The sequence below is a fragment of the Flavobacterium sp. PL11 genome, from assembly GCF_035985025.1.
GTDB lineage: Bacteria > Bacteroidota > Bacteroidia > Flavobacteriales > Flavobacteriaceae > Flavobacterium.
The window spans coordinates 18,506-27,961 of the sequence record NZ_JAXCIA010000038.1 but is presented as its reverse complement, the minus strand read 5'-3'; the positions used below and the strand labels follow the sequence as shown (position 1 = coordinate 27,961).

Here is a 9,456-nt window from a genome sequence, read left to right as displayed (position 1 = left end):
GACATAGGGAAGGTGCGTTTTATGGAGAACCTCAAAGGTAATTTTTTGAGGGATAAAAACTCCTTCCCTTTTTAATCGTTTAGGACGCTATTGATTAAAGAATAAAAATTCTTATATTTTTCATCTATGAAAATAAATCCATTACATCCTTTTTCACAATTATTACAAGTAATTGATTTGGATGAAAGATTATAAATTTTTTCCTTTTTATAGCTCTCAAAAAGTTCTCGTACATGAATTAGAAATTCATTCGTAGAGATTTTACTAAATTTTTTATCATCTCCTAATAAGTTATTCAAACCAACTAAATCAAAATTTGAAAAACAATTAGAAAAAGCTTCATTGATGATTTTAACATTTTTCATCATAATAAATCTACTAGTTTTTTATAAAAGTCAACTCGCAAGCCTTACATAGCCTCTTTTCCTGAATATATTCATTCATATCATACCAACCGCCTGTTTTCTGCCAAATGTCTAGTCCTCGACCTAAGACAACCTTCCATCCATTATTTAAATCAATGGAACGGTCATGGATGAAATCATTAAATTCGTAAGTGAAAATAATTCCTATTGATTCAAAAGAGTAGGTCATTTGCTCAAATGCATCTTTAGCCCCTTCAATATAATCTTCATTATTACTCGTAACAAGATGCAATTTGACTTCAACCTCAGGGTCTTTCTTCTCGCCTATCAGTTTAACAAACTCCATGAAGTTTCTCAATTGATAAGGTAATCTTATGTATGGGTCTATAAGTTTAATATCTGTGGCACCAGTTAAGTATGCACCAAATAAATTATCATAGGAAATCCCAGATTGATTATCCCTGATCATTTTTTGACCACCGAGTAATTCTAGTTTTTTTTCTTGTTTTACGGTTGTAGCATCTGTATTCGAAATTGGAATTATAGATTCGTCTGTTACAAGAATGTTTTTTTGTGTCCCGTGTTCCAGCACTTCAAGGGTTTCTACTGTAGTTACCTGTCCAGAACTTTTATTGGTATAACTGAAATCAACTTCCTCAAAAGTTTCATCCATTTTCTGTAGCTGTTGTTTGACTCGCTTTCTACATTCTATTGCAAAATCTAGTAATTCTTTCACATCATCTTCACCCATTTCGCCGTGCGGATAGATCACCTTTGCCAAACCTGCAAAAGTTTTGACAATAGCGGTTTTGTCTCTTGTAGTAATTGAATTAGATAACTCGAAATACTTTGAGTATTCATTGGTTCTATCCTCTTTACGTAGTTCTTTCAAGATTTCAGCCAAATAATCTACGATAAAACCGTAATCTTCGGTAAACATATCGTTTCTCAACTTCTGAACTTCCCATCCTGGTAAATAAGCATGGATTCGATCTAAGAACGCGGTATCATAATAGTCTTTTGGTAAGGCATCAAAAAGATTACTATGTCTCAGCATGTATGGAACACTGTGATCAGTATTACCAACAAAAACCATGGAAGCCGATGCACCATAAACTTGTGTTCCTCTTGAGAACGATTTATTAGCCATGTAATTCTTCATGATGTCCACTAATCCACGATCAGTGTTTTTAGTTTTACCAGCAAACTCATCATAGGCAACTACATCCCAATATCCCACTAATCCAATCTCACCAGAACTATTATTCACAAACAATTTCGCTTTTGATACCTCTCCACCTGAAATTAGCATTGCATGCGGTGACAATTCTGAGAATACATGAGATTTTCCAGTTCCTTTTGGTCCGAGTTCTATTAGATTATAATTGTTTTCAACGAACGGAACTAACCTTGCTAGCTGTAGTAATTTAGAGCGGAATGTAAATTCATCAGGATTTAATCCCATTGTTTGAAGCAAAACATCTATCCATTCTTCTTTGGTAAATGCTTTTCTTCCGTCTTTGAATTCATTAACATTACTAACTGATATTTGAATTGGTTTAATCGATTCGATTACCCATGGTGTTGCACCTCTTTCATCCGTAGAAACGTACCCTAGAGTCAATATACACCAAACACCACTCGACAATAATTTTTGATATTCTCTAATTACCGCGTCTGCAATGGGCACACCTTTTAGACCAAGATTAGCGAAGTAAGCCTCATACTGATCTTCTCGGTCATTAAGTTTTACAGATATTTTATCAATGATTCTATGTGAACCTTTTTCTCTAACTGTCGATTTGATAATTTGCGCTTCATCCCGATTTACAAAATGTTGAGAAATTATTTTTTTAACGGTTTCTACTCCCTCAATAATAGTTTCTTCATCATCAGTAGCGCAATATTGACCTAACAAATATTCCAAAACATAAATAGGTACAATAGCATTGCCTTTCACCAACTTGGTTAAGTCTTTGCGAACTACTTTACCCGCAAAATGCTCGTTTAGTTTAATATCTAGTGCTTTCATATTTTAAAAATCATCAAAATCATTTGTAAATGAGATATTCAAGGTGTAATAATATTCTTTGTATTGTTTCCACTTACTCGTTCCGTCTACAGGCTCTTCCAATACCAATTGTACTCTTTGGTTCTTGTATTTACCACTAGCTTTAGAGCTTAATTGAAATCTATGTTTCACTTCCCTTTGCCTTTCGCTTCCTTCTTCAATATCAAAATTATACTTGAATTGATCGCTCAAATCTTCCCCATCTTCCGCTCGTATTACTGCACGTAATATTCTTGGTAGCACTTGCTCAGTCATAGCATTAGTTTGGATGAATGATACTGCTAGAATATTGGTAGTGATTCTATCGGTCGACTTTATAATATCTACATCCACCTGGCTGGTAGTGTCTTGTCTTGTTTTAGTAATTTTAATCAATGGAACTACTATTTCTTGAAGTGATGCACCACCATGTATAAATCGAGATCCTGCGCCTTTAACTCTTAGCCTGTTTATTGATTTAGTTATCAAAACATCAACATCAGAATTAATGCCTAATTCAAATCCTTTGAACGCTTTGGTGGACGAATCATTTGACAAGTTATTTCCGATAATGAATCTTCTGTTCTCTTTCCAGACATCTCCAGTATGATTTGAGGTACTAAAATCACTTTCGGCTAAATCATTATGCTGGTAAATAAATCCATGATCAGAAGTAACAATCATATTATAACCATTCATATTATTAATCTTCTTCATCATTTCGATCAAGAATTGAAACTCTTCCTCAACAGCTTCAAACACCTTTTCTTCTGTTGTTTTGTCATCCCCTGTTTTATCGATTCTATTATGGTAGATGTAAATCAAATCATATTGTTTAACAAAATCCCTACCCTCTTTTGCCGAATTCATCTTCATGAACTCCTCTGCTTTAATGGCTTTTGCTCTTACTCCAGAATTAGTTTCTAATATTTTTGTTCTATTTGCGGTACCACTACTTGAAATACCATCAACAAAAATGATATCTGAATTATCTTGAAAACTAAGCTCTTTATGTGGCAAAAGTGAAGCCATCCCTAGTTGAGTATAGGAAGGCAAACTTGCAACCATGTGTGATAAAGAAGCTTCAAATCTATTTTCAGATTGCAATCTTTTAGCTAATTCTGCCCCACATTCATAACGGAACGCGTCCGATATGATAACAAATAATCTTTGTTTTTTATCTAAAACAGGTTTAACATGTGTATTAAAAAAGTGCTTTTGGCTTGTTAAACTATTATTTGTCCATGAAGGAAGTGAATCAACTATAGTTTGCCAATTGTTGTTGTAAATAAGCAACCAGTCGTTTGAATACACCTTTTCAACTTTTATAGCTAAATCAGCTAGTATTTTATTTTGACTAGTCTTACGATAACTCCAAATGAATTTTCTGTACACTTGGTCTACTTCGTATAAATTAGCTGCATAATCATTCGTTCCTTCCTCGAAGCTAGTGTGTTTTATAGCTGCATAATTACGAACTAAAACTATTAATTGAGAAGCATAGTTAATACTTTGATAAAAAGGCTGCACATCATCGTACCAATATTTGTTCTCTCTTTGCTTGACAAACTGTAGCACTTTTTCATTAGAAATTCCTCCAGCTGTAACCAACTGAACCAACTCATGAATAACTTTTATGTCAATTAACTTGAATAGATCATCATTAATTATTTCCTCAATTGATGCATTGTTTAGCTTGTTTTCAACATCAACATCATTTGCGATTCTCTCAGAAAGCTTCGCAAAACTTTCTCGATACTGAATAGTATCTTTCCAAAGGGACAAGAGTAATTTTGATTCTTTGGCTAACCCAGTTTTTTTACCAAAAATGAAGTTGGCATTGAATACTTCCAGCAGAAAATCATAAATCGAAGGACTTTCATTTTGATAATTATATTTTCTTTTAATTTCATTCCAATAATAGCCTGATAGATTATAACGTTCTAAATCTTTATCGAATTTATCATTACCATCTGAGAAGGAAGTACCATGTGAATGGATGTATGTCTCTAAACTAATGTTTTCAGTACCAAAAGTTACTGCTAACATCTTGTATCGTATTTCCTGATGCTCATCCCCAGTACCTAAAAACTCTTTCAGTTTCAACCTGCGTTCTTTCGCTTTAAAAAACTCAATATGCTCGGTAACTAAATCCTTAAAATGATAGGACAACCCCATTTCCTGCAGAAACATAGCTTCTTGATCCGTGCGGAATAAGTGATGTGCTATTTCAATATCCAATAACCAGTTATCTTCATCTGCTGGTTTTAAACCAGTAAAATACAGTAAAAATTTACCATTAGGCGCTTGTTTTGATACAATATATTTCACCTCAAATTCATTGCCTTGAACATGGATCTTCTCCACACCAGCAAGGTTTAATTCTTTATATTCGGTTACTAGTTCCTCTTTCTCGTCATACCAAAAAATGATACGATAGTTTTCGAATCGCTTTAGTAATGCTTCTGCTATTTTATTCATTTAGAATTTTTAAATCAATTTTATTATTTAAAACTTTTTCAACTCTAACATTTAGAACTTCTCCAATACTATATAAAGTATTAAATGTGTCTATAATTTGAGAAGGCATCCTAGATGTATGAACTAGACCAACGGTCCCGTCAATTAATTTTACGAAAATGCCATAATTAACTATATTTTTAATCCTACCCTTATGTACGCTTCCTACCAAAAGGGTTTTCTTAACTACATCTACTTTTTCTAAAATTTTTATGTTTTCTGCTGTATATTTACCATTATACGATTTCATCTCTATAAAAGAAACTTTCGAATCTTTCAATTCAATTATGGATCTTTGTTTTTTGTTAAAATCTCTTTTATGGAAATCAAATACTCTATTATCTAATGTTTTAATTTTGCCCATTTTACCGCTTTGATGTATAAAAATTATTTTTCCATTTATTTCATACAAACCACTATATCTTTCTTGTATCCATATACTTTGAGCTGACTTATAAATAGAGTTTAATTCCTTACAATTTTGCACATCTATGTTGAAATAAGCAAATAAGTTTTGATAATCTTGTTTGTGATTAAGTTCATATTTGTTTAAAATTGCTGCAACCAATTCAGCAATAGTCTTAGCCTCTTCAATTCTCTTTGATTTAACTAAAATTCTTGTTTGCAATAAAAGTAAACCATTCATTTTATCTAGGTCAGTGCAATAAAAAGTCGCGTTTATAGAATACTTTAGTGCTTTTTCAAGATTATTTTGTTGATAATACAAATCTGATATAGCATAATACAAAAACCACTTATCATTACCAGCTTTAGTAGAAACTAATTCTTTAAATAATTCCTCACTTTTTTCAAATTCACCCAATTTTTCATAACATGAAGCAATTCTCATCTTAAACCACAAATCATTATTATAATGAAATTCATCTAAATCATTAAGTGCTATTTCACACAATAATTTACACTCTTCATACATCTCAAGTTTTAATAATGATTTAGAATTTAAAGCATAATAACTTTCAAGGTCGGAAGCAACTTTTATTTGTTCGCCATCTTTAATATAATCTTTGTTTTTTTTGGATAAAAAGCTACTGTTCAATTTTTTCAAATAATCATAAATCCTCCTAGCGTTAAATAAATTTTTAGAATGACCCTTTGAAAGTTCAATTACTGCTATGGTATACGGACATGGGAAAGCATTATCTTCTCTCAAATTTGATTGAGACGTTAAAGACAACATCCTATTGATATTTACTTCATTTGGTAGTAGTTCAATCCCTTTCTTACCCTTGAGGTATTTTCTAAATACAAACCATTTAAAATTATTAATAACTTCTTCTTTATCAGCGTACTTTTTTGCAACTTGATGAACAAAATCAAAATCGATTTCAATATTATTTTTAGCTGCTTTTACCACCAGTAATGCATCATACAAATTAAATATATTATCACCTTCAAATTCATTCCATAATCTTTTACAAATAGATATGGTTTCTTTAGGATCAGTATCAATAAGTTCCTTTGCCCTAATTTGCAATTCTCTTTTAGTCTCCATAAAAAAGTAGATTTTTCAAATTATTACTTACTTCATTTCCTGTTTTACTTAGAACAGTTATTTTGGTAAAAAAACCTTTCAAGTCATAATTTACTCTAAATTTTATTTTACTTAAATTAATACTATAAATAAAGATATCTTGATAAGAATGGCTTTCGATCAAATTCATTATAGCACCAATCGCATGGCTATCACTAATCCATTTTTCATATCTTTTTTTCCTGAAATCAACTGGAAAACTTATTTCCTCTTTTTTATTTATTGAATTTAACCATACATGTGACGAAGCCCTTTCAATACTATCTAAAAAATCACTTTTAACTTTTTCAGGACGAATTGACGTAATAGTGCCTTTTCCATTATTGTTGAATACCATTACAAGATTATAATTATTTTCAGGGGTTGAAAACGTCGCTTTACTCAAATAATCTCCAGAACGAGTTGTTTGTTCAAGAATAAAACCATGTTTTTCAATGAATTCCGAAAAAATACAAATAGCTGCCTTTGTATTTAGAAGTAAAGATGAGTTAATTTTACCTTCAAAAATAAATGGTATCTCATATTTATCCAGTTCAAAACTATTATTTTTAACAGCTTCTACTTCAATCCAAATATCATCAACCAAATCTTCAAATTGACAATCTTTCAGTTGGCTTATTTCCTGGGGATTTATAATATACGCGTTGGATATAGAACTTGAAACTCCTGAATAAAGCCATCTGTAATAGCTTTCATTTGTTATTCCGTTATTATCGCCTTGTTTTGCATTAATTACTACTTTTTCAAATAGTGAGCCTACAGACTTATGAACAGTAATACACCACCCATAATTTGCTTTAATCGAATTCAAAAGCGGATCTTCCTTTGATACTTGCAGAACAATTCTTTGATGGTATTTCCTTTTATACTTTCTTTCTAATTTACGTAATTCAAGTTCTAATTCTTCCAATTTGGTTTTAACTCGTTCCCCTTTTTCAAATTTTATTTTATACTCGTTAATTTCTTTCTTTAAAACAGTATATTGAGTATCCTGAACAAATCGAGTATATTCAATTGACTCGCTAAAATCATTTTCTTTTTTAAATTTCGTTATTCTAACATTTGTAAACATTAGAAAAGCAATTTGCTCTTCTTTTGATAAATTACCATTACTTGTAAAATAATTATTATACAACCAAACTTCTGTTTCTGGCTTATTTTCTAAGCTTAAGCATTTAACTTTAAGCTTTACAAATTCCAGTATAATATTTTGATTCGCTTTTTTAAAATATATTGGTTCTTGATGTAAATCTAATATTTCTATTATAGTTACATACATTCCATTGAATAATCTTGTTACCTCTCCAAATCCCGTATCATCAGCAATTGTTACATTATTGTTTATTAGTAGTAAATCACCCTTTGATAGCTCTTTTGAATTATTAAGGCAGTTTTCTTTGATCCACAAATTGGTTGTTTTGGCATCATCATTTTTATAAACCAATAAAGCATTTGAAGGTTCAGAATCTAAAATTGTAGTAAACCATTCTCTTAATAAATTTAATACTTTAGATTTATCAACGTTGACTAAGTTCTTTTCTTCCCATTTATACTGTAAGTCATTAAAAATATTATTATTGATAGAAAGAGCTAATTTAGTTCTCAATAAATCCTTACCTTCTAAATTAAGTTCATTAGGAACTTGTCTATAATGCCTAATTTTCCCATCAAAAAGAGAGCTAAGTGTTTGTACACCTAATGCTGACTCTTTTTCTTTTCCGTAGGATAAAAAAAATGGATCGCCAATACACACTAATTTGCGTTTCGTTTTACCTAAAGACATAAAATTTAGTAAATCTTCTAATAATCTACCTGAGCCAAAACGAAACAGTTCAGATTCGTTTAAACTTCTTGTAACAAGATGCGCTTCATGAAGTATTATCACTGCTCTTTTATCGATTTCTAGGTCAGATTTTAAAGGAATAACAACTTGGTGATCCTCTTCTTCATTTTCACTATTAATATCTTCCTCAACACCAATTTCTTTAGTGTCCTCTACTTGAGTCTTTCCACCATAAATTGTATTGTACAAACTGTGCGTTGCAATCCTACTTCTTTTTTTAATCTTTTCTCTAATCCTAGAAGAATGTGTCCAGGTTTCAGTTTGGGGAATATTATAATTACCAACTCGAGAATAAATGTACCTTACCCATTCATCTCTTTGTGAATAATTCATTGAGTCTAGCACTAATATCTCAGATTCATCACTTCCTAAAAACAGATTAAATTCAGTTTCTAAATCATCATCAATTTCATGAATTTTGTTCTCATGAATTTCTTCATTATTATTTTCAATATGTTCTTCCCATATGGGTGCAGAAAAAATTTGCTTTAAAGCAGTACTAGATTCATCTGAATACGTATTTGGACTATTGTAATCATATAGAAAATTTGCAAGATCTGATTCCTGTGTAATTACGTAAAACGGCACGTTTCTGGGGGTTTCCCTACTTAACTGTATAGGACCAGAGAATATATTAACAGCAGCAACTCTCGAGGGATCAACGTTCGAATTTAAAATAATATTATTGCTAATAACCTCATACATAACTTGCCTGTATGACTTTAATTGAATAAAAGGATTAATGAAACTAGCACCCTTTATTTCTAATCTAAATTTGTCATTTTCTGTTTCTAAATACCATTTATTGATTGTAAATTCATCGTCTCTGACAGGTAAATTGATTTTTCCTTGATAGTCTTTTAAATCTATAATTAACAAACCATGATTGTAAAGCAAAATAGCATCAGCTCTAAATCGACTAAAGATTTCAGATTCAGGATTTCCTAATAACAATCCGTCCCAACCTTTACTAATAAATAACTGTTTAAGATTAAGAGCTATTCTTCTAAATTGAGTGTTCTCGTGAAAATTCTCTGCTCTATTATGTCTAATTTCTAGTCCCATATATATTCTTCATTTACACAATTACCTTTTAATAAATTAGTAATAGAAATAGCAAATTTTA

General features: G+C 31.0%; 4 protein-coding genes. All 4 read right to left on the bottom strand.

Going from position 1 to position 9,456, the window contains the following annotated elements:
• Window positions 1–378: 378 nt before the first annotated feature.
• Genes brxL through RCH18_RS14635 form a run of 4 tightly spaced genes read right to left on the bottom strand, consistent with a single transcriptional unit; the run spans window position 379 to window position 9,395 of the window.
• Window positions 379–2,397, bottom strand: coding sequence for a BREX system Lon protease-like protein BrxL (brxL, locus tag RCH18_RS14650; protein WP_326937517.1), 2,019 nt, complete (start codon window positions 2,395–2,397; stop codon window positions 379–381).
• Window positions 2,398–2,400: 3 nt separating this feature from the next.
• A complete protein-coding gene (gene pglZ, locus RCH18_RS14645) occupies window positions 2,401–4,896 on the bottom strand; it encodes a BREX-1 system phosphatase PglZ type A (protein ID WP_326937516.1) in 2,496 nt (831 codons plus the stop codon).
• The gene (locus RCH18_RS14640) at window positions 4,889–6,448 is read right to left on the bottom strand and encodes a S1 RNA-binding domain-containing protein (RefSeq protein ID WP_326937515.1); all 1,560 of its coding nucleotides are present in this window, start codon (window positions 6,446–6,448) and stop codon (window positions 4,889–4,891) included. The genes pglZ and RCH18_RS14640 overlap by 8 nt, the downstream gene beginning before the upstream one ends.
• Window positions 6,438–9,395 carry a hypothetical protein gene (locus RCH18_RS14635; RefSeq protein WP_326937514.1) on the bottom strand — a complete coding sequence of 986 codons (2,958 nt, stop codon included), beginning with the start codon at window positions 9,393–9,395 and terminating at the stop codon, window positions 6,438–6,440. The genes RCH18_RS14640 and RCH18_RS14635 overlap by 11 nt, the downstream gene beginning before the upstream one ends.
• Window positions 9,396–9,456 lie beyond the last annotated feature (61 nt).

What these genes read in the sequence shown, in the direction of transcription:
- pglZ (WP_326937516.1), bottom strand. Translation starts at nt 4,896, where the DNA reads ATGAATAAAATAGCAGAAGCATTACTAAAGCGATTCGAAAACTATCGT.
- brxL (WP_326937517.1), bottom strand. Translation starts at nt 2,397, where the DNA reads ATGAAAGCACTAGATATTAAACTAAACGAGCATTTTGCGGGTAAAGTA.
- RCH18_RS14640 (WP_326937515.1), bottom strand. Translation starts at nt 6,448, where the DNA reads ATGGAGACTAAAAGAGAATTGCAAATTAGGGCAAAGGAACTTATTGAT.
- RCH18_RS14635 (WP_326937514.1), bottom strand. Translation starts at nt 9,395, where the DNA reads ATGGGACTAGAAATTAGACATAATAGAGCAGAGAATTTTCACGAGAAC.